The sequence below is a fragment of the Gilliamella sp. B2828 genome (assembly GCF_026537125.1).
Lineage (GTDB): Bacteria > Pseudomonadota > Gammaproteobacteria > Enterobacterales > Orbaceae > Gilliamella.
The window spans coordinates 121,821-141,605 of the sequence record NZ_JAFNMU010000003.1; the positions used below are offsets into that span (position 1 = coordinate 121,821).

Annotated in this window: 28 protein-coding genes; 4 read left to right on the forward strand and 24 right to left on the reverse strand. The window is 36.1% G+C overall.

All coding sequences use genetic code 11. From position 1 onward, the window contains the following. Positions 1-4: 4 nt before the first annotated feature. From rplX to iscR, 20 genes are all read right to left on the reverse strand, one after another. Complete coding sequence (gene rplX / locus J3U19_RS04060; RefSeq protein ID WP_267340275.1) at positions 5-319, reverse strand: 50S ribosomal protein L24; 315 nt, start codon at positions 317-319, stop codon at positions 5-7. Between the two features lie 10 nt (positions 320-329). Then, positions 330-701, reverse strand: a complete 372-nt coding sequence (rplN, locus tag J3U19_RS04065; RefSeq protein ID WP_025314392.1) for a 50S ribosomal protein L14 — start codon at positions 699-701, stop codon at positions 330-332. 194 nt (positions 702-895) lie between these two features. After that, positions 896-1,156: a 30S ribosomal protein S17 gene (gene rpsQ, locus J3U19_RS04070; protein WP_025314391.1), complete on the reverse strand. Its 261-nt coding sequence runs from the start codon at positions 1,154-1,156 to the stop codon at positions 896-898. 1 nt (position 1,157) lies between these two features. Beyond that, positions 1,158-1,349 carry a 50S ribosomal protein L29 gene (rpmC, locus tag J3U19_RS04075; RefSeq protein WP_034902373.1) on the reverse strand — a complete coding sequence of 64 codons (192 nt, stop codon included), beginning with the start codon at positions 1,347-1,349 and terminating at the stop codon, positions 1,158-1,160. After that, the gene (gene rplP / locus J3U19_RS04080; RefSeq protein WP_025314389.1) at positions 1,350-1,760 is read right to left on the reverse strand and encodes a 50S ribosomal protein L16; all 411 of its coding nucleotides are present in this window, start codon (positions 1,758-1,760) and stop codon (positions 1,350-1,352) included. It lies immediately after the preceding gene. Between the two features lie 12 nt (positions 1,761-1,772). Continuing rightward, positions 1,773-2,510 carry a 30S ribosomal protein S3 gene (gene rpsC, locus J3U19_RS04085; protein WP_025314388.1) on the reverse strand — a complete coding sequence of 246 codons (738 nt, stop codon included), beginning with the start codon at positions 2,508-2,510 and terminating at the stop codon, positions 1,773-1,775. 14 nt (positions 2,511-2,524) lie between these two features. Continuing rightward, on the reverse strand, positions 2,525-2,857 hold the full coding sequence (rplV, locus tag J3U19_RS04090; protein WP_025314387.1) for a 50S ribosomal protein L22: 333 nt from the start codon (positions 2,855-2,857) through the stop codon (positions 2,525-2,527). A 13-nt stretch (positions 2,858-2,870) separates the two neighbouring features. Further along, on the reverse strand, positions 2,871-3,149 hold the full coding sequence (rpsS, locus tag J3U19_RS04095) for a 30S ribosomal protein S19 (RefSeq protein ID WP_024496505.1): 279 nt from the start codon (positions 3,147-3,149) through the stop codon (positions 2,871-2,873). A gap of 19 nt (positions 3,150-3,168) precedes the next feature. After that, complete coding sequence (rplB, locus tag J3U19_RS04100) at positions 3,169-3,993, reverse strand: 50S ribosomal protein L2 (protein ID WP_160401459.1); 825 nt, start codon at positions 3,991-3,993, stop codon at positions 3,169-3,171. An 18-nt stretch (positions 3,994-4,011) separates the two neighbouring features. Next, the gene (gene rplW, locus J3U19_RS04105) at positions 4,012-4,314 is read right to left on the reverse strand and encodes a 50S ribosomal protein L23 (RefSeq protein ID WP_267340272.1); all 303 of its coding nucleotides are present in this window, start codon (positions 4,312-4,314) and stop codon (positions 4,012-4,014) included. Continuing rightward, on the reverse strand, positions 4,311-4,913 hold the full coding sequence (gene rplD, locus J3U19_RS04110; RefSeq protein WP_025314384.1) for a 50S ribosomal protein L4: 603 nt from the start codon (positions 4,911-4,913) through the stop codon (positions 4,311-4,313). Before rplD ends, rplW begins: the two co-directional genes overlap by 4 nt. A 16-nt stretch (positions 4,914-4,929) precedes the next feature. After that, positions 4,930-5,556 (reverse strand): 50S ribosomal protein L3, encoded by a 627-nt coding sequence (rplC, locus tag J3U19_RS04115; protein ID WP_267340271.1) that lies wholly within the window; start codon positions 5,554-5,556, stop codon positions 4,930-4,932. A 31-nt stretch (positions 5,557-5,587) separates the two neighbouring features. Beyond that, positions 5,588-5,899, reverse strand: coding sequence for a 30S ribosomal protein S10 (rpsJ, locus tag J3U19_RS04120; RefSeq protein ID WP_006120582.1), 312 nt, complete (start codon positions 5,897-5,899; stop codon positions 5,588-5,590). 694 nt (positions 5,900-6,593) lie between these two features. Next, entirely contained in the window at positions 6,594-6,932 is a 339-nt protein-coding gene (fdx, locus tag J3U19_RS04125; RefSeq protein ID WP_034884110.1) for an ISC system 2Fe-2S type ferredoxin, read from the reverse strand. Positions 6,933-6,946: 14 nt separating this feature from the next. Further along, positions 6,947-8,806 carry a Fe-S protein assembly chaperone HscA gene (gene hscA, locus J3U19_RS04130; protein WP_267345489.1) on the reverse strand — a complete coding sequence of 620 codons (1,860 nt, stop codon included), beginning with the start codon at positions 8,804-8,806 and terminating at the stop codon, positions 6,947-6,949. Positions 8,807-8,842: 36 nt separating this feature from the next. Further along, positions 8,843-9,361 carry a Fe-S protein assembly co-chaperone HscB gene (gene hscB / locus J3U19_RS04135; RefSeq protein WP_267345490.1) on the reverse strand — a complete coding sequence of 173 codons (519 nt, stop codon included), beginning with the start codon at positions 9,359-9,361 and terminating at the stop codon, positions 8,843-8,845. A 14-nt stretch (positions 9,362-9,375) separates the two neighbouring features. Beyond that, entirely contained in the window at positions 9,376-9,699 is a 324-nt protein-coding gene (gene iscA / locus J3U19_RS04140; protein WP_267340268.1) for an iron-sulfur cluster assembly protein IscA, read from the reverse strand. Continuing rightward, the gene (iscU, locus tag J3U19_RS04145) at positions 9,699-10,085 is read right to left on the reverse strand and encodes a Fe-S cluster assembly scaffold IscU (protein WP_025314376.1); all 387 of its coding nucleotides are present in this window, start codon (positions 10,083-10,085) and stop codon (positions 9,699-9,701) included. The genes iscA and iscU overlap by 1 nt, the downstream gene beginning before the upstream one ends. A 16-nt stretch (positions 10,086-10,101) precedes the next feature. Then, positions 10,102-11,316 (reverse strand): IscS subfamily cysteine desulfurase, encoded by a 1,215-nt coding sequence (locus tag J3U19_RS04150; RefSeq protein ID WP_267340267.1) that lies wholly within the window; start codon positions 11,314-11,316, stop codon positions 10,102-10,104. Positions 11,317-11,352: 36 nt separating this feature from the next. Beyond that, positions 11,353-11,808: a Fe-S cluster assembly transcriptional regulator IscR gene (gene iscR / locus J3U19_RS04155; RefSeq protein ID WP_267340266.1), complete on the reverse strand. Its 456-nt coding sequence runs from the start codon at positions 11,806-11,808 to the stop codon at positions 11,353-11,355. Between the two features lie 165 nt (positions 11,809-11,973). On the opposite strand from iscR, the gene sltY reads away from it, so the two are divergent. Further along, complete coding sequence (gene sltY, locus J3U19_RS04160) at positions 11,974-13,914, forward strand: murein transglycosylase (protein ID WP_267345491.1); 1,941 nt, start codon at positions 11,974-11,976, stop codon at positions 13,912-13,914. A gap of 11 nt (positions 13,915-13,925) precedes the next feature. Beyond that, positions 13,926-14,216 (forward strand): trp operon repressor, encoded by a 291-nt coding sequence (trpR, locus tag J3U19_RS04165; RefSeq protein WP_267340262.1) that lies wholly within the window; start codon positions 13,926-13,928, stop codon positions 14,214-14,216. Positions 14,217-14,258: 42 nt separating this feature from the next. Here the strand turns inward: trpR and robA are convergent, their stop codons facing one another. The 3 genes from robA to J3U19_RS04180 all read right to left on the reverse strand — a co-directional run bounded on the left by robA (position 14,259) and on the right by J3U19_RS04180 (position 16,623). Further along, positions 14,259-15,176, reverse strand: a complete 918-nt coding sequence (gene robA, locus J3U19_RS04170; RefSeq protein WP_267340261.1) for an MDR efflux pump AcrAB transcriptional activator RobA — start codon at positions 15,174-15,176, stop codon at positions 14,259-14,261. Positions 15,177-15,272: 96 nt separating this feature from the next. Next, positions 15,273-15,854 carry a Fe-S biogenesis protein NfuA gene (gene nfuA, locus J3U19_RS04175; RefSeq protein ID WP_267340260.1) on the reverse strand — a complete coding sequence of 194 codons (582 nt, stop codon included), beginning with the start codon at positions 15,852-15,854 and terminating at the stop codon, positions 15,273-15,275. 97 nt (positions 15,855-15,951) lie between these two features. Next, positions 15,952-16,623, reverse strand: coding sequence for a phosphoribosyltransferase family protein (locus J3U19_RS04180; protein WP_267345493.1), 672 nt, complete (start codon positions 16,621-16,623; stop codon positions 15,952-15,954). 253 nt (positions 16,624-16,876) lie between these two features. Between J3U19_RS04180 and J3U19_RS04185 the strand changes: the two genes are divergently transcribed. Further along, on the forward strand, positions 16,877-17,437 hold the full coding sequence (locus tag J3U19_RS04185) for a peptidylprolyl isomerase (protein ID WP_267340257.1): 561 nt from the start codon (positions 16,877-16,879) through the stop codon (positions 17,435-17,437). A gap of 90 nt (positions 17,438-17,527) precedes the next feature. Here the strand turns inward: J3U19_RS04185 and pepB are convergent, their stop codons facing one another. Further along, complete coding sequence (gene pepB / locus J3U19_RS04190) at positions 17,528-18,808, reverse strand: aminopeptidase PepB (RefSeq protein WP_267340255.1); 1,281 nt, start codon at positions 18,806-18,808, stop codon at positions 17,528-17,530. Between the two features lie 100 nt (positions 18,809-18,908). Between pepB and J3U19_RS04195 the strand changes: the two genes are divergently transcribed. Next, on the forward strand, positions 18,909-19,673 hold the full coding sequence (locus J3U19_RS04195; protein WP_267345494.1) for a tyrosine-protein phosphatase: 765 nt from the start codon (positions 18,909-18,911) through the stop codon (positions 19,671-19,673). Positions 19,674-19,785 lie beyond the last annotated feature (112 nt).

Sequence of the window (19,785 nt, forward strand, 5' to 3'; positions counted from 1 at the left end):
TTACTTATTTAATTAATTCATTAGTAGACTTATAAAAACGGACTTTTTTACCGTCTTCAATACGAAAGCCTACGCGATCTGCTTTGCCTGTAGCTGGGTTAAAAATTGCTACATTAGAAACATTAATAGCTGCTTCTTTTTCAACAATTCCACCTTCTTGATTTAGTGCAGGTACAGGTTTTTGGTGTTTTTTCACCAAATTAATACCTTCAACAATCACTTTGCCAGTAGACAAAACGCTTTTTACTTTACCGCGTTTACCTTTATCTTTACCAGTTAACACGATAACTTCATCTTCTCGACGGATTTTCGCTGCCATTACCCGCTCCTTACAGTACTTCTGGTGCTAATGAAATGATCTTCATAAACTTCTCAGAACGAAGTTCACGAGTGACCGGTCCAAAAATACGCGTACCAATCGGTTGCTCACTGTTATTATTTAAAATAACACACGCATTGCGATCGAAACGAATGACAGATCCATCAGGACGACGAACACCTTTTCTAGTGCGCACAACCACAGCTTTAAGTACATCACCTTTCTTAACTTTACCACGTGGAATTGCTTCTTTGATAGTAACTTTGATGATATCACCTACCGCTGCATAACGACGGTGCGATCCACCGAGAACCTTGATACACATTACACTACGTGCGCCAGAGTTATCGGCAACATCTAGCCTAGTCTGTTCTTGGATCATTTTAATGCTCCGTATAAATTAATTATTGTCTAATCTACCTTCATCCACCTCAACTTCCATGGATAAGAATAGACAACCAAAAACCCACTTACGTGAGGGTGCATAGTATAACACCACTCAAATAAAATGGATAGCATAAAATAAACGGCCGTCGAGCCGTTTATTATATTATGTACAGTTTTTAATCAAAAAGATTAACTAACCGCTTTTTCAACGATTCGAACAAGAGTCCATGATTTGGTTTTTGATAATGGACGACACTCTTTAATTTCTACAGTATCACCAATACCACACTCGTTGTTTTCATCATGTACATGCAATTTAGTCGTACGTTTAATGAACTTACCATATAACGGATGCTTCACTTTACGTTCAATAGCTACAGTAATAGATTTATCCATTTTGTCGCTAATAACACGACCTTGCTGAGTACGAATTTTTACTTCAGTAGTCATATTACGCACCCGCCTTCTCAGTTAATAACGTTTTAACTCGTGCAATATTACGACGCACTTGTTTTAACATATGAGTTTGTGTTAACTGACCCCCAGCTAATTGCATACGTAAGTTAAATTGCTCACGTAATAAATTAAGAAGTTCAGTATTTAACTCTTCAACGCTTTTTTCGCGTAGCTCTTTTGCTTTCATTTACATCACCGTCTTAATCACAAAGGTGGTTTTAATTGGCAGTTTTGCAGCTGCCAACGCAAATGCTTCACGAGCAACTTCTTCCGGTACTCCGTCCATTTCATAAAGGACTTTACCTGGTTGAATCTGAGCAACCCAGTATTCAACGTTACCCTTACCTTTACCCATACGCACTTCAAGTGGTTTTTCAGTAATTGGTTTATCAGGGAAAACTCGAATCCAGATTTTACCTTGACGCTTAACTGCACGAGTCATTGCACGACGTGCCGCTTCGATCTGGCGCGCAGTCAAACGACCACGACCCACAGCCTTAAGACCGAATGTACCGAAACTAACGTCAGTACTTACAGCAAGACCACGATTGCGGCCCTTGTGCACTTTACGGAATTTTGTACGCTTTGGTTGTAACATCAGCGACGCTCCTTATTGTTTTCGGCCTTTGCGCTGCTTTTTCGGTTGAGCAGCAGGTTGTTTTTCTGCTTGTTCAACGGCAGCCATACCACCAAGGATCTCACCTTTGAAGATCCACACTTTAACACCAATAATACCATAGGTTGTTAATGCTTCAGACAAACCATAGTCGATGTCAGCACGTAATGTATGTAAAGGAACACGACCTTCACGATACCATTCACTACGAGCGATTTCAGCGCCGCCTAAACGACCACTTACTTCAACTTTGATACCTTTAGCACCCGCTTTCATTGCGTTTTGAACCGCACGTTTCATAGCACGACGGAACATAACACGGCGTTCTAACTGAGAAGTAATGCTGTCAGCAACTAATTTAGCATCAAGTTCAGGTTTACGAACTTCGGCAATATTAATTTGTACTGCAACATCACGTTTTTCTCTTTTGTCTTTATATTTATTGACAATAGAAGCTACGGCATTACGTAATTTTTCAACATCCTCACCTTTTTTACCAATCACAATACCTGGACGAGCAGTGTGAATAGTAATGCGAACGTTGGTTTCTGCTGAACGATCGATTACAATCTTAGAGATTGATGCTTGTGCTAATTCTTTGTTCAAGAATTCACGCACTCTAAAATCACTTTCTAAATTATCAGCGAATGTCTTTGTACCCGAATACCATGTAGATGTCCAAGGCTTGACGATGCCTAGTCGGATACCATTTGGATTTACTTTTTGACCCATTGCTATTCTCCAGCCTAGCGATCTGAGACGATCACGGTGATGTGACTCGTACGCTTCAAAATTCGATCTGCACGACCTTTCGCACGAGGCATAATACGCTTCATGGTTGGGCCTTCATCTACGAAAATTTTCGCAACTTTTAGATCATCAATATCAGCACCATCGTTATGCTCTGCATTAGCAATAGCAGACTCTAATACTTTTTTAACCAGTACAGCCGCTTTTTTATTGGTGTACGTTAAAATATCAAGTGCCTGAGACACATTCTTACCGCGAATAAGATCTGCAACTAAGCGAACTTTTTGCGCAGAAGAACGAGCGTGGCGATACTTTGCAATTGTTTCCATCTCTTTCTCCTACTTATTTCTTCTTAGCTTTCTTATCAGCCGCGTGGCCGCGATAAGTACGAGTCGGCGCGAATTCACCCAATTTATGACCAACCATTTCGTCGGAAACATAAACAGGAACGTGCTGACGACCATTATGGACAGCGATGGTCAAACCGATCATATTAGGAAAGATCGTTGAACGACGGGACCAAGTACGAATTGGTTTCTTGTCCCCGCTTTCCACCGCTTTCTCTACCTTCTTCAGCAAGTGTAGGTCAATAAAAGGACCCTTCTTGAGAGAACGTGGCATAGCTAATCCTCTATATTAATTATTTCTTATTGCGACGGCGAACAATATACTTATCAGTACGTTTGTTGCTACGCGTTTTCAATCCTTTGGCTTTTTGACCCCATGGAGACACAGGATGTTTACCAAAGTTACGACCTTCACCACCACCATGTGGATGGTCTACCGGGTTCATTGCTGTACCACGAACAGTAGGACGAATACCACGCCAACGCGAAGCACCTGCTTTACCTAATACACGAAGCATATGTTCTGAATTACCCACTTCACCAATAGTGGCGCGGCAATCAGATAACACTTTACGCATTTCACCTGAACGTAGACGTAATGTTACATAAGCACCATCACGAGCAACGATTTGAACATAACTACCAGCTGAGCGAGCAAGTTGTCCGCCTTTACCTGGTTTCATTTCAATATTATGCACGGTAGAACCGACTGGAATATTACGCATCGGTAAACAGTTACCTGTTTTAATTGATGCATCAACACCAGATTGGATCTGATCACCTGCTTTTAAGCCTTTAGGCGCTAAAATATAACGACGTTCACCGTCTTTATATAAAACCAATGCAATATTTGCACTGCGATTTGGATCATATTCCAAACGTTCAACAACTGCTGGAATACCATCTTTATTACGCTTAAAGTCAACAATACGATAATGTTGTTTATGACCACCGCCGATATGACGGGTAGTGATACGACCATTATTATTGCGACCACCAGTTTTGCTTTTTGAATCAAGCAACGGTGCATAAGGCTTACCTTTATGCAACTCTGGGTTAACCACTTTAACAACGTGGCGACGACCCGGAGATGTAGGTTTACACTTAACAACTGCCATTGTTCTTACTCCTCCGAATTACTCAGCGACGCCAGCAAGGTCTAAATTTTGACCTTCTGCTAAAGTAACGTAAGCTTTTTTCCAGTCGCTACGGCGACCGATTTGTTGACCACGACGTTTAACTTTGCCTTTAACAACAAGTGTATTAACGCCATCTACTTTAACTTCAAATAGTTGTTCAACTGCGGCTTTAATCTCTCTCTTAGTAGCATCTTTAGTAACTTTCAATACTAATGTATTCGTTTTTTCCATTGAAATAGATGCTTTTTCAGAAATATGTGGTGCTCGCAGGACTTTAAGCAGACGCTCTTCACGAATCATGCTAACATCTCCTCTACTTGTTTAACAGCATCAACAGTGATAACCACTTTGTCAAATGCAATCAAACTAACTGGATCAATACCTGCCACATCACGCACATCAACTTTATGTAAGTTACGTGCTGCTAAGAAAAGATTTTCATCAACATCAGAAGTAATAATAAGAACATCATTAAGGTTCATATCATTTAATTTCTGAGTTAATAATTTAGTCTTAGGTGCTTCAACAGTGAATGTTTCAACCACAACTAAACGTTCTTGACGCACTAATTCAGAGAAAATACTCTTTAATGCACCACGATACATTTTACGGTTAACTTTTTGGCTATGATCTTGTGGTTTTGCTGCAAATGTCACACCACCGCTACGCCAAATAGGGCTCTTAATAGAACCTGAACGAGCACGACCTGTGCCTTTTTGACGCCATGGTTTTTTACCTGAACCAGCGATTTCTGCACGAGTTTTTTGTGCGCGTGAGCCTTGACGAGCAGCAGATGCATAAGCAACAACTACTTGATGAACTAACGCTTCATTAAACTCACGTCCGAAGGTAGTTTCGGAAACAGAAAGCGCTTGCGCGTCTTTTACTACTAATTCCATCTCTATCTCCTCGACGTTAAGCCTTGATTGCCGGTTTAACAATTACGTCACTATTAATTGCGCCTGGAACAGCACCTTTTATTAATAAAAGGTTACGTTCTGCATCAACGCGCACGATATCTAAGTTTTGAACAGTTACACGCTCATTACCTAAGTGACCTGCCATTTTACGACCTTTGAACACTTTACCTGGAGTTTGGTTTTGACCGATAGAGCCATGACCACGGTGTGCCAAAGAGTTACCATGAGTTGCATCTTGAGTACGGAAATTCCAGCGTTTAGTTACACCTGCATAACCTTTACCTTTAGATGTTCCAGTAACATCAACTTTTTTAACGTCAGTGAAAATATCAACGTTAATATTTTGACCTACAGTAAATTCGCCTTCTTCAAAACGGAACTCCCATAGACCACGACCAGCTTCAACGCCAGCCTTAGCGAAATGACCTGCTTCAGGTTTATTTACGCGGCTTGCTTTTTTGCTGCCAGTAGTAACCTGAATAGCTTGATAACCATCATTCTCAAGCGTTTTAACTTGAGTAACGCGGTTGCTTTGAACTTCTACTACGGTGACAGGAATAGAAACACCTTCTTCAGTGAAGATTCGTGTCATTCCTACTTTACGACCGATTAAACCAATCATTGTTTCGACCTCTCAATCATTCAGCTTAGGATTAACCTAAACTGATCTGCACATCAACACCGGCAGCAAGATCTAGACGCATTAAAGCATCAACTGTTTTTTCAGTTGGCTCAACAATATCAACTAGACGTTTATGAGTACGAATCTCATATTGATCACGCGCATCTTTATTTACGTGCGGAGAAATCAATACAGTGAAACGCTCTTTGCGTGTCGGTAATGGAATAGGACCACGAACTTGCGCACCAGTGCGCTTCGCAGTTTCTACAATTTCAGCAGTTGATTGATCAATCAAACGATGATCAAACGCTTTTAACCGGATACGGATTCTTTGGTTCGACATGAGACCAGAGCTCCATTATTTAAAAGTTATAACAAAAGATTACTCCTCTCACCCTGTTTCGATTGACAGGAGAGTGTAATCCGTTCTTTTCGTAACCCCCAAATCGGGAGTATTGTTAATATAATTCAATATATTACATATTAATTATATTTTTATACGCATTTGCTGTTGGAAAATCAACAAACAAAGTGCGTCAATTATACGTAAATTATAAACGAATGCAAGGAGTAATTAATAAAGCATACAGATAATTATTTAACGAACAACATTTTTAAATAACAAGTATAATTATAGGTTTTTGACGCTTGAAAATGAATTTAATCACAACACATCATTTTTAAAAATAAATTATTCATAAATACAGACCAACCTTCCCGCCATTTATTTCAATATAGTAAACTCCATCAGTACTAACAGTAATAGAGATACGTTTCACGCCCTACTGATGAAACTTGTCAACAAATTTAAAAATATTTTGATTGGAATAAATTTTCATACCAATTAAAATTTCAGTTTCTAAACGATTAGGTTTTAAAATGTGAATTTGTGATAATCAATCTTTAATTTTATGAGATTCGAAAGCGAATAAGGTATCAATAAAAATGTGACAATAATTATGATAATAAGGAAGAAAAACGCTTTACAGCAATTAAAACAAATTATGGTAAATAAAACCGCCATCATGGCGGTCTCTTTAATGATCTTCTTTAGCGTGATTTAAACTGTATCTTGGAATTTCAACTTCAAGATCTTCATCAGCAACTCGCGCTTGACAACTTAATCGACTATGAGGCTCTACTCCCCAAGCTTTATCAAGCATGTCATCCTCTTGCTCATCACTTTCTTCGAGTGAATCAAAACCTTTGCGGACAATACAATGGCATGTTGAACAAGCACAAGACATTTCACATGCATGTTCAATTTCAATATCATTACGAAGTGCAACTTCTAAAATAGATTCACCTTCTTCAGCTTCAACTGTTTTGCCTTCAGGACAAAGATCAGCATTAGGTAAAAATGTAATTTTGGGCATAATAATCTCGTTTGTTAAATATCATCAACTTTATGGCCAGTTAAGGCTTGACGAATTGATCTATTCATACGTTTAGCAGCAAACTCTTGAGTCACATTATCAACAATTTTAATATGCTTTTTGATAGCATCACTATCATCTAATTCACTTACTGCTTGTAATTGATGTTTAGCGATTAAAATCTGATTAAGCTGTTGCTCATTTAATAGATCCGCATCTTTATCTAAGGCGCTTTGTAAACTTTCAAGTACTCGTGCTGCTTCAACCTTTTGTTCGACAAGTATTCTTACTTGTTTATCTTGCTGCGCATGATTGATTGAATCTTGGATCATATTAGCAATTTCATTATCAGTTAGACCATAAGAGGGCTTAACTTGAATTGCGGCTTCAACACCTGTTGATTTTTCCATTGCTGTAACATTTAATAAACCATCCGCATCCACTTGGAAAGTGACACGAATATGTGCTCCGCCAGCAGGCATTGGGGGAATACCTCTTAGCGTAAATCGAGCCAACGATCGGCAATCTGCAACACTTTCACGCTCACCTTGTAACACATGAATCATCATGGCTGTTTGACCATCTTTGAATGTGGTAAATTCTTGAGCTCTGGCACATGGTATTGTGCTATTACGTGGGATGATTTTTTCCACTAATTCCCCCATCGTTTCTATTCCTAAAGACAAAGGAATAACATCGAGCAATAACATATCTGAATCGGGCTTATTACCAATCAGAATATCAGCCTGTATTGCCGCACCAATGGCAACAACTTTATCAGGATCAATTGAAGTTAAAGGCTCGTTTCTAAAAAAATCACCTACTAATTGTCGGACTAAAGGGACGCGAGTTGATCCACCAACCATGACAACTTCAACCACTTCATCAATATTGATTTCAGCATCTCTTAATGCACGACGACAAACCACTAAAGTTCGTTTAATTAAAGGTTCAATTAAGTTTTGAAATTGTTTACGCGTTATAGTTAAGGTTCGACCTTCTATATTGGCTAAAGCGGAGTTTTGCTGACTTAATTCTATTTTTATTTTAACTGTTTCATCAATAATTTTTTGGTTTATATAAGGATCAGTATTATTTGCTAAACCTAATTTATTTTTCAAATAATCAGCAAGCAATCGGTCAAAATCATCACCACCAAGCGCTGAATCCCCCCCCGTTGCTAAAACCTCAAACACACCTTTATGTAGACGCAAAATAGAAATATCAAACGTACCACCACCTAAATCATAAACTGCAATAACGCCTTCTTTGCCAGAATCTAAACCATAAGCGATAGCAGCAGCGGTTGGTTCATTCAATAATCTTAAAACATGCAGTCCAGCTAATTTAGCAGCATCTTTAGTCGCTTGCCGTTGCGCGTCATCAAAATAGGCTGGCACTGTAATTACAACACCATCCATCTCGCCTCCTAAACTCTGTTTTGCACGTTGAGCTAAGGCATTCAAAATTTCGGCGGATACTTGTATTGGGTTAACTTGATTATTAGGCAAATTCAATAACGGAACACCATTATCAGTTTGTGAAAAACTATAAGGAAAATAAGCAGTATCAATATCAGATAACTTTCTACCCATTAACCGTTTAACAGAACTCACCGTATTTTGAGGATCATTCACAGCATTAGATTTTGCATACTTACCAATGGTAATAATAAGATTATCATCAACACCTAAACCGTAGTGAACTACTGACGGTAGTAAAAAATCATTATCCAAATCTGGCAGCACTTCGGCTTGTCCGCTACGCACAGTAGCAACTAGTGAATTGGTTGTACCTAAATCAATACCCACAGCTAAACGACGCTGATGAGGTTCAGGAGTTTGTCCCGGTTCACTAATTTGTAATAATACCATTTGAATTGTCTCTAATTGATCTATGCTTAAGTAAGATTATAAAGCATATTGTTTTTCTTGTAACTTTTCGATTTGTTCAATCAATCTAGTTAAATAGCGGATTTTAAAGATTTGATTAAGAGCAGCTGCCCAATCTTGTTTATTCACATATTCTAATAATTCTTTATAAACATCACGTTGACGAGCAAAGACTTCCGAATGAAAATCTTCTAATATAACAAAATCATTCTGACTTTCTATGTCTTCTAATTTTTCACGCAAAGCAAATTGTTCCATTAAAAAATCAGCATCATGGATAATATTTTGCTCTGTTACCACATCAAAACCTTGTAAAGACAAGAAATGTTCAGCAGCTTTAATCGGATTTTTTAATGCATAATAACCGTCATTAATCATTGCTGATTTTTGTACCATCATTATTTTATCGCTATCGCTAGCATTGGCAAAATTATCGGGATGATATTGTTTTTGTAATTGTTGATAATGCGCAGTTAATAACGACATATCTACAGGTAGCTGAATGGGTAAATCAAATAGCTTGAAATAATTAGCCATATTCATTGTCTCAATTACACATTAAAGCTTTCGCCGCAGCCACACTCGTTCTGCGAATTGGGATTATTAAATTTAAAACCTTCGTTTAATCCCTCTTTAACAAAATCCAATTCAGTACCATCAATATAAACCAAACTTTTTTTATCAACAATGACTTTAACATTTTTATCTTCAAATACACTATCATCATCGTTAATAATATCAGCAAATTCTAAAACGTATGCCATACCGGAACAACCTGATGTTTTAACGCCCAATCGCAGTCCAACTCCTTTTCCTCGATTAGCAAGAAAAGCTTGAACACGATTAGCCGCACTCGTTGTTAGTGTAATTGCCATTAACTTTGACCTTTTTTAGTTTTATAGTCATCAATTGCCGCTTTAATTGCATCTTCCGCTAAAAGCGAACAGTGAATTTTAACGGGTGGTAACTCAAGCTCTTTAGCAATATCCGTATTCTTAATTGCTTGCGCTTCATCCAAAGATTTACCTTTAATCCACTCAGTAACTAAAGAACTTGATGCAATTGCACTACCACAACCATAAGTTTTAAATTTAGCATCTTCAATGATACCGTCATCGTTTACTTTGATTTGTAGGCGCATAACATCACCACATGCAGGTGCCCCAACCATGCCACTGCCAACGTTGGGATCATTTTGATCAAAAGAACCAACATTACGAGGATTTTCATAATGATCAACTACTTTTTCGCTGTATGCCATAATTTACTCCTATTTTTTAATGGGCTGACCATTTGATTTTACTTAGATCAACACCATCTTTAAACATTTCCCAAAGCGGAGATAATTCTCTTAATTTACCAATAGAGTCTTTGATTAGTTTAATCACATAATCCACTTCTTCTTCAGTACTAAATCGACCAAATGAAAAACGTATCGAACTATGGGCAAGTTCATCATTAAGGCCAAGAGCCCGTAACACATAAGATGGCTCTAAACTAGCAGAAGTACAAGCTGAACCTGATGATACAGCCAAATCTTTTAAAGCCATCATCAATGATTCACCCTCAATGTAAGCAAAGCTTACGTTTAAAATATTAGCAACGCTGTGTTCTAAAGAACCATTAAGATAAACTTCTTCTATATCTTTCAAGCCATTCCACAAGCGATTTTTTAAAGCTAATAAACGCGGCATTTCAGTTGCCATTTCTTCTTTAGCAATACGATATGCTTCTCCCATACCAACAATTTGATGCACAGGTAAAGTTCCAGAGCGCATACCCCTCTCATGACCACCACCATGCATTTGTGCTTCAATACGTACTCTAGGTTTACGCCTTACATAAAGCCCACCGATACCTTTAGGACCGTAAATTTTGTGACCTGAAAATGACATTAAATCAACTTTCAATTTTGTAAGGTCAATTGGCAATTTACCGACACTTTGGGTTGCATCAACGTGAAAAACAATACCTCTTTCACGACACATTTCACCAATTTTTTCGATATCTTGGATGACGCCAGTTTCATTATTGACATGCATAATTGATACAACGGTTGTATCACTGCGCATTGCAGCTGCTAGTTTATCTAAATCCAATATTCCATTAGATTCAGGGGCCAAATAAGTTACTTCATAGCCTTCACGTTCAAGTTGACGACAGGTATCAAGTACCGCTTTGTGTTCGGTTTTACAAGTAATAATATGTTTACCTTTAGCTTTATTGAAATGAGCTGCCCCTTTAATCGCTAAGTTATCAGCCTCCGTTGCTCCTGAAGTGAACACAATTTCTCGGGAATCAGCACCAATAAGATCGGCAATTTGATTTCGAGCAATATCCACCGCTTCTTCGGCTTGCCAACCAAATTTATGAGAACGGGATGCTGGATTACCAAAAATACCATTTGGTGTTAAATATTGTATCATTTTTTCAGCAACTCTAGGATCAACCGGCGTTGTAGCTGCATAATCCATATAAATAGGTAATTTCATTAATTACTCCCAATTACAAATTCTGTATTTTATTTTTTAATTAATGCTGATGTGCTGTATATTGCTTTGTCGATTAGCTACGGCTTTTACTTCATTATTATTGACTAACTCGCTAAGTGTAATGCTGGTTAAGAAGTCCTCTATTCGCTCGCTTAAATCATTCCATAGTGTATGGGTTAAGCATCTAACACCACCTTGACAGCCATCTTGACCGTGACACTTGGTTGCATGTACCGTTTCATCAACGGCTTTTACAATTGAGCTAATCGCAATTTGATCCATTGCTCGACCCAACACATACCCCCCACCTGGGCCTCTAACACTGGTTACTAAGCCATTTTTTCGTAACCGCGCAAATAATTGTTCAAGATAAGAAAGTGAGATTTCTTGACGTTCTGAAATATCGGCAAGTGATACAGGCCCTGAACCAGAATGTAATGCTACATCCAACATTGCAGTTACCGCGTATCTTCCTTTTGATGTCAATTTCATTAATCATCCCCCTATGTGTTATAATATTTATTGTATATATCCTTTTATTTTAGTCAAGTATTTAGTTGACCATTTTAGTGGGAATTGTCTCCTCTCAGTTCATCATCGACGAAACACAATGAAATATGCTAATCTAGTTGGGTAAATTCATATGGGAGCTAAAGGATGAAATTGGTATTACGTTACTTATTGATAATAAGTTTAGTATTTACGAGTAACACTTTCGCAAATAATTCTCAAAAAATGTTACGAGAAAATTATCAAAAATGGATTAACTCCTATCAATCGTTAAATTTTCAAGAACAAAAAACATTACTTGCAACCCTAAAAAATTATCCATTATATCCTTATGCTGCCGTGCAATTTTTTCAAAAAAATATAAAAGTTGTTCCCCCAAATATGGTCAGAGAATTTGTCAAAAAATATCAGGATTTTCCTTTAACAAACTCTCTAACACAATCTTATTTAAGAGAATTAACCAATCGCCAAGATTGGGATTCTATAATTTCATTTCCTAAAGATAATTCGATACCTTCTAATTGTCTCTACCAATATGCTTTACTCAAGAAAAACGATGATAAATTCATTTTCAATGATGTGAAATCACTTTGGCTTACAGGTAAAGAGCTTTCTTCTGCATGTGATCCATTACTTGATGCCTGGACTAAAATCGGTAAACGAACAAATAATTTAATATTATTACGTATTGAATTGGCAGTCGAAGCAAATAATTTAAAATTAGCTCGACATCTTGCAAACTTATTAGATGAACGTTATACAACGACTAAAAGCCATTTACTAGACTTATTTGATAATCCAAGAAAATTGGAAGATTTCTCAAAAAATATTAAAGCAAGCTCTTTTACTAAAAAAATTATTTTAGCATCATTCTCTCGTTTAACCAAAGTCGATATGAAATTAGCTGAGACTTTATTACCGCAATTAATTAATCAGCAAAAATTAAATGAAAACGAACAAAGTTTATTGCAAAAAAGTTTAGCTAGTGTTTATTTTAATGATTCTGCTACTGATGAACAAATTAAATGGAGAGACAATTATATTGCCAAAAGTCATGATTCATCGTTGGTTGAAAAACGTATCCGTATAGCTATTGATGAAAATAATTACAAAGATATTGATTATTGGCTAGCACAACTAACACCAGAAGATCAATTAAAAGAGGATTGGCAATATTGGAAAGCACGCGTGTTATTAAAAAATAATCAAAAAAAAGAAGCGAATGGGATTTTACAAACACTCACAACGAAACGTGGCTTTTATGGTATGATTAGTGCACAAGCACTGAATCAATATTACTCTCTTAATAATCAATCACAAAAAATTACCCATACCGAAATTTCAACATTAAAATCTAAGTTTGATAATAAACCTTTTATCAAAAGAATTAATGAATTACGTAGTTTAGGTATGTTATCAGAATCAAGCCGAGAATGGCGATATATGCTCAATAGTCAAATGGATAATAATGAATACCCGAAATTAGCTCAATATGCTTTACATAAAGGTTGGGGAGATCTAAGTATTCAAGCAACCATTGCAGGCAAACTATGGAATAATTGGACCGAACGCCTACCTATCATGTACCGTGACTTATATCATAATGCCTTAAAAGATAAAGCTATCCCATTTTCTTATGCTTTAGCTATCTCTCGTCAAGAAAGTGCGCTTGATACTACAGTACAGTCTTCAGCTGGAGCCAGAGGATTAATGCAATTGATGCCAGCCACCGCAAAAGAAACGGCTAAAAAAATGGGCTCTATTACTTATGTTTCATCAACACAGCTGTTCGATCCTAAAATCAACATACAATTGGGTAGCTACTATTTAAATTCAGTTTATCTACAAAATGATAATAACCGGATATTATCTTCAGCAGCTTATAATGCAGGACCTAATCGTGTCAAAGGCTGGTTAAAAGAGAGTGGTGGAAAACTTGATGCTGTTGCTTTTATTGATAGCATTCCATTTACTGAAACGCGTAATTACGTGAAAAATGTATTAGTTTATGACTATATCTATCAAATGATCTTAGGTAAAAAAAATCCACAAATTTTAACTCAGCATGAATTTAATAAACAATATTAATGGTGATTATAATGAAAAATAACGAATGGCAACAAACCGTTAAGCTATTACACCAAGCTTTTAATGACGGTTATTCACTTGATATATTAAAATTATTAATGACAGCCGATGAGCGAGATGCCCTGATAACCAGAATGAAAATTGTACATTCATTGCTTGACGGTTCTATCAACCAACGGCAGTTAAAAGATCAACTAAAAATAGGCATTGCAACAGTAACTCGAGGTTCTAATAGTCTTAAAGAGGCAACACCTGAGTTTAAAAAATGGTTAGAAAACACTCTATTAAGCTCAGATAACTAAAACATGGCTAATAACAATGAGCGATACTTGTAAAAAGTATCGTTATAAATTTTGTTGGATATTAACTTCAGTTTCTGTAACAACTGGCACGCAGTAATCACACTCCATAGTTTTAATATCTTTCACAGAGCAGACTGTATCATTTTGATGATTATGATGAATTTCGATTAAACAACTGGAACTACGCAACCGTACTTTTAGGGTTGGCATTGCAGCTAAATGTACTTGAGAGATAAAATCACTAAAATTATCTGGCGAACCAATATATTTAAAGCACAAATATAATCCACCTTCACTGACAACTTCTTCAATATGTTCAAGATTATTATTATGATCTAACGCAATGGTATAAAGTAATTCTTGCTCATTGGTGTTATCTTTACTTTTTAATATACGACTAAACGCATAAATTTTATCAGGCAAATCTTCATTATTATTTGTACAACGAGATAAATAATTATGAAAAAACTGCGTCCGAAGTCTATTTTCTTCGTCTAATAATTGCCCTAAATTACAATTATTCTTAAATGAAATCCCCCAAAAAGTCTGTTTCGGCATATCAACAAATTTGGGATCAGGTAGTGAAAGCTGATTTTTATTAAGATCAATTGCTGGTGTTAATCCTACAGGATCCCAAAATTCACCTCGACGATAACTTGCTGGAGTTTCATTAAACTGTTTTTTAAAAGATCGAGTAAATGTTTGTTGCGAATCAAAACGATATTGCATAGCAATGTCTAAAATCGGCTTGCTTGTCATACGCAAAGCGAGCGCCGCATAAGTTAAGCGACGATGGCGAATATACGTACCAAGAACTTGACCCGTTACTTCTTTAAACATTCGTTGTAAATGCCACTTTGAATAACCAGACTTTTGCGATACATTATCAATAGACAATGGCTGTTCCAAATTTTTTTCAATCCAAATAATAAGATCTGAAATAATACTAACTTGATTCATAAAACGCCATCATAAAATGAACAGACACATAGCCCCTGATTATGACTTAATCCCAGCAATAAGCAAGTTCTAAATCAAAATTATTTTCAATGCATTTTAATAAAATGAATGTGCGCCCGCTTGATGTTCGGTAATATCTTTCACTCCTGCAAGTTCAGGAAATTCAACCATTAATTGTTTTTCAATACCTTCTTTTAACGTATAATCAACCATTGAGCAACCATTACATCCACCACCAAATTGTAATATGACATAATTATCGTCGGTTAACTCAACTAGATTTACACGTCCACCATGACTTGCCAACTGAGGGTTAATCTGTGCTTGGATCACATAGTTGACTCGTTCAATTAACGGGGCATCATCCGCAACTTTTCTCATTTTGGAATTTGGTGCTTTTAAAGTTAACTGTGCTCCAAATTCATCCGTCACATAATCAATCACAGTTTCTTCCAAAAATGGGGCACTCAATTCATCGATATAAACAGAAAAATCGGCATACTTTTCTTCTATATCATTATCTTCAACTGTATCAGCCGGACAATATGAAACGCCACATTCTGCACTAGGCGTACCTGGATCCATAACAAATACTCTAATTTGTGTGCCTTCTGGTTGATTAGCAAGCAATTTTTTAAAGTGCTGTTGAGCTGATTCAGAAATAGTAATAATAGACATAACTCCTCACTTTAACACTATTTGGTATAAATAATACCCAGCATCATTTATAATAGTTGACTAACTTTCTTGGTTATTATAGGGGCTGTTTAGGATTTTACAATACCGTACGGCATAAACAAATTATCTCAACACGAGTAGCCCCGCGTTGTTTTAACTGTTGACTAATAACATTTATAGTATTACCAGTAGTAACAATATCATCAATAAGCATTACCGATTTATTAGCAACATTTTGGTTACAAACAAAAAGTGTTTCAACATTGCTCATCCGTTGTTTAAGTGATAACTTCTTTTGATCTGTCGCATTTTTCCTTCTTGATAACAGATGAGGATAAAAATCGCGATTTAACCATTTAGCAATCGGTTTTGCTAACAATTCAGCTTGATTGTAGCCTCGGGACCAATATCGAAAATGATGTAAAGGAACACAAGTTACCAAATCTGGTTTAGCTAAGCCTTCCATTTCCCGCCGTTGATACCAGGCTAAAAACATTAATCTGGCTAATGCCAAATTTAATTCAATTTTTTTATAAAATTTTAAGTGATGAATTAAATTCTTTAATGGGTGAATATATTCACTAGCAGCAATAAGTTCGTCCCAATAGGGTTTATGCTCTCGACATCGATAGCATACATTTGTTGATAACGAATGGGGTAAACAACATTGGGGACAAATCTTATTGAATTTAGGTAAATTTTTAACACATTGGCTGCAAATACCATGATGAGATAAAAATAAAGACATATTACATAAAATACAGCGCATAAAGTTTGTTTTTTGTAAAAAAGTTTGAGGTTAACATAATGTTTCAGTATAAAATCTACTTATCATTTGGATCCACTTCAAAATAGAAACCCAGTAAATTCATTTATAATAAATGTTTAAAAAACGTGTTCTTAATAAAGAATAAAATTGCGATCTATGACACATAATTTCATCTGATGTTGCATAATAATTATTTAAAATAATCAAATATTCGGTATAATCAGCCAACTATATCGGATTAAGGAAATAATATATGAAAAAAATCAAATTGTTATTTATATCATTGTTGTTCACTCTTTTTACTAGTGTTGCTGGCGCTGATACTCAAGTGTTATTGCAAACGAGTCTGGGTGATATTGAAATTGAATTAGATAGCGAACATGCGCCAATAACTACTAAAAACTTTATTGATTATGTTAAGAGTGGATTTTATGAAAATTTAACCTTTCACCGCGTCATGCCTGGCTTTATGATTCAAGGTGGTGGAGCCGACGATCAATTGAAATTTAAAGAGGGAAATGCACCGATAAAAAATGAAGCAAACAATGGTTTGAAAAACAATCGTGGTACGATAGCCATGGCAAGAACAAGTAATGTGGATAGTGCAACTAGCCAATTCTTTATTAATACTGTTAACAACGAATTTCTCAATTACCAATCACCTGAAAATTACGGTTATGCTGTTTTTGGTAAAGTGATTAAAGGGATGGATACTGTTGATAAAATTGTGAATGTAGCAACTCACCGTGTTGGACCTCACCAAAATGTGCCAGTTGATCCGGTCTATATTAAAAAGGTAACCATTATTGAATAGATGGAATAATTTTTTAAAACGATGCGCTCCTAAAAAAACCATCTTAATAATTTAAGATGGTTTTCTTCTTTTATTGCCAATACAGATATTTTATTTTAGGTTACTTAATAAATTAGCAAGCGTTCTTATACCAACACCTGTAGCACCTGTTGCCCATAATGCGGTTGCACTTTTACGAAAGGTTGCTGAACAATCAATGTGTAGCCAATTTTGTTTATAATTCTTAATAAAATAGGATAAAAAGGCAGCTGCCGTACTTGCGCCAGCGGTATTCGGTAATCCGGAATTTGCCATATCAGCAAAAGAAGATGGAAATTGAGAGCGATGAAAATCAGCTAATGGTAGTCGCCAGAAATTCTCATGTTCAGCTTGACTACTTGCTAATAACTGATGAGCAAATTTATCATCAAATGAGAGCAATGATTGATAATCATTACCTACAGCAATTTTTGCTGCACCAGTAAGGGTTGCACAATCAATGATATAATCTGGGTTATCATTATCAGCACTAATTAATCCGTCAGCTAAAACCAAGCGACCCTCAGCATCGGTATTATCAACTTCCACTGTTTTACCATTACGATACCGAATAATATCACCCAATTTGAAAGCATTACCACTTACCAAATTATCTGCACAGCATAAATAAAGTTTGATACGATGATTAACTCCTCGAGCAATAGCAAGGGTCAGAGCACCTGTTACCAATGCAGCTCCCCCCATATCCGATCGCATTGATTCCATAAAATTGCTTGGTTTTAGGCTATATCCTCCTGAATCAAAAGTAATACCTTTCCCAACTAAGCAAGCAACGATAGGCGCTTTTGGATTTTTAGTAGGATTATAATCAAGCTCAAGCAAGGCTGCCGGCCTATCAGAACCTTTGCCAACCGTGTAGATTCCCATATAATCTTGTTCTTTTAATGCGTTACCTGAAATAATGTTATAGGTAATATCAGAGGAATAATGACTAATTAATTTTGCACTTTGTGTTGCCAGTTCTAAAGGGCTTAATGTTTCTGCTTGTTGATTAACAATGTCACGACACCAATCAATAATGGCTAAGCGATTTTTTAATTCTTGCTTATCTTTATTATTTAACTTTGCCCAACTGACTTTATTATGATTCTTAGCATTACGATAACCCATCCAAAAATGCCAACATGACTCTAAATCCCAATTGTCACCACTAAGTTTAACTGACTTAATACCTTGATTATCTAACTTTCGTGCAGCTCGCTGAATGGCATCATATCGATGCTCGAATTGATAATGAATGGTCACAGCATCTTCTGAAAAACTGAGCAATCCATCTTTACCCCACTTTGATGGTGCGGGTTTTTCCGAAAGTAAAATAGATAACGTCGACATAATAATTTCCTCAAGCAATATTAATGCAAAAACGATGAATCAATTCTAATCAGAAACATGTTAATATAGCAAGCAAAGTTAACCAAAATAAGGACCTATAATGACATCAGTTGTACCAATCAAAAATGGAATCAATTTTCGTGATTTAGGTGGCATTAAAACCAATAATGGACGTCAGATTCGTTCAGGAATGTTGTATCGTTCAGGTGAATTTTCACGTATTAATGAGGGTGAAAAAAACTTTTTATCTGATGAGCTTAATTTGCATTATGTATTAGATTATCGAGATCAACATGAAATCAATCGTAGTCCCGATAATCTTTGGAATAATAGCCAATATATTAATGTGCCAGCAAACCCATTAGATGATGAAATTACAGCAAGCCTAACCAGTAATGATATTTTCATTATGAAAAAATACTCACCGTTTGATTTTATGGTTCAACTTTATCAATTATTACCATTCAATAATCCAGCATATAAAAAGCTAATATCGCTGCTATTCAATGCCAACGGAAAACCATTAGTACAACACTGCGCTGTAGGAAAAGATAGAACAGGTGTCGGTGTCGCCTTAACCCTATTTGCATTGGGTGTGAGTGAAGATGTTGTTATGCAAGATTACTTACTTACCGAACGTTATTTAAATGAATATCGCGAAGCCATATTGAGTCAAAATAAAAGTAAATTATCACCAAAAGAATTTGAAAAACAAAAAACCATTTTTGCAGCGAAAGAAGAGTTTTTAAGTGCAGCTATTGATGAAATCAAAAAACGATATAACACAATCGACAATTGGTTAACTAAAGAATATCAATTAGATTATAAAAACAGAAAAATTCTTCAAGATATTTACCTTATTTAACTAAAATAAGGGGGGATTCACTATCCCCTTATTAACAATCATTTTATCTTTATTAGAAGCGAATCAAAATTATTTATAATAAGTACACAATAAACTCATTCCACAGATCCTA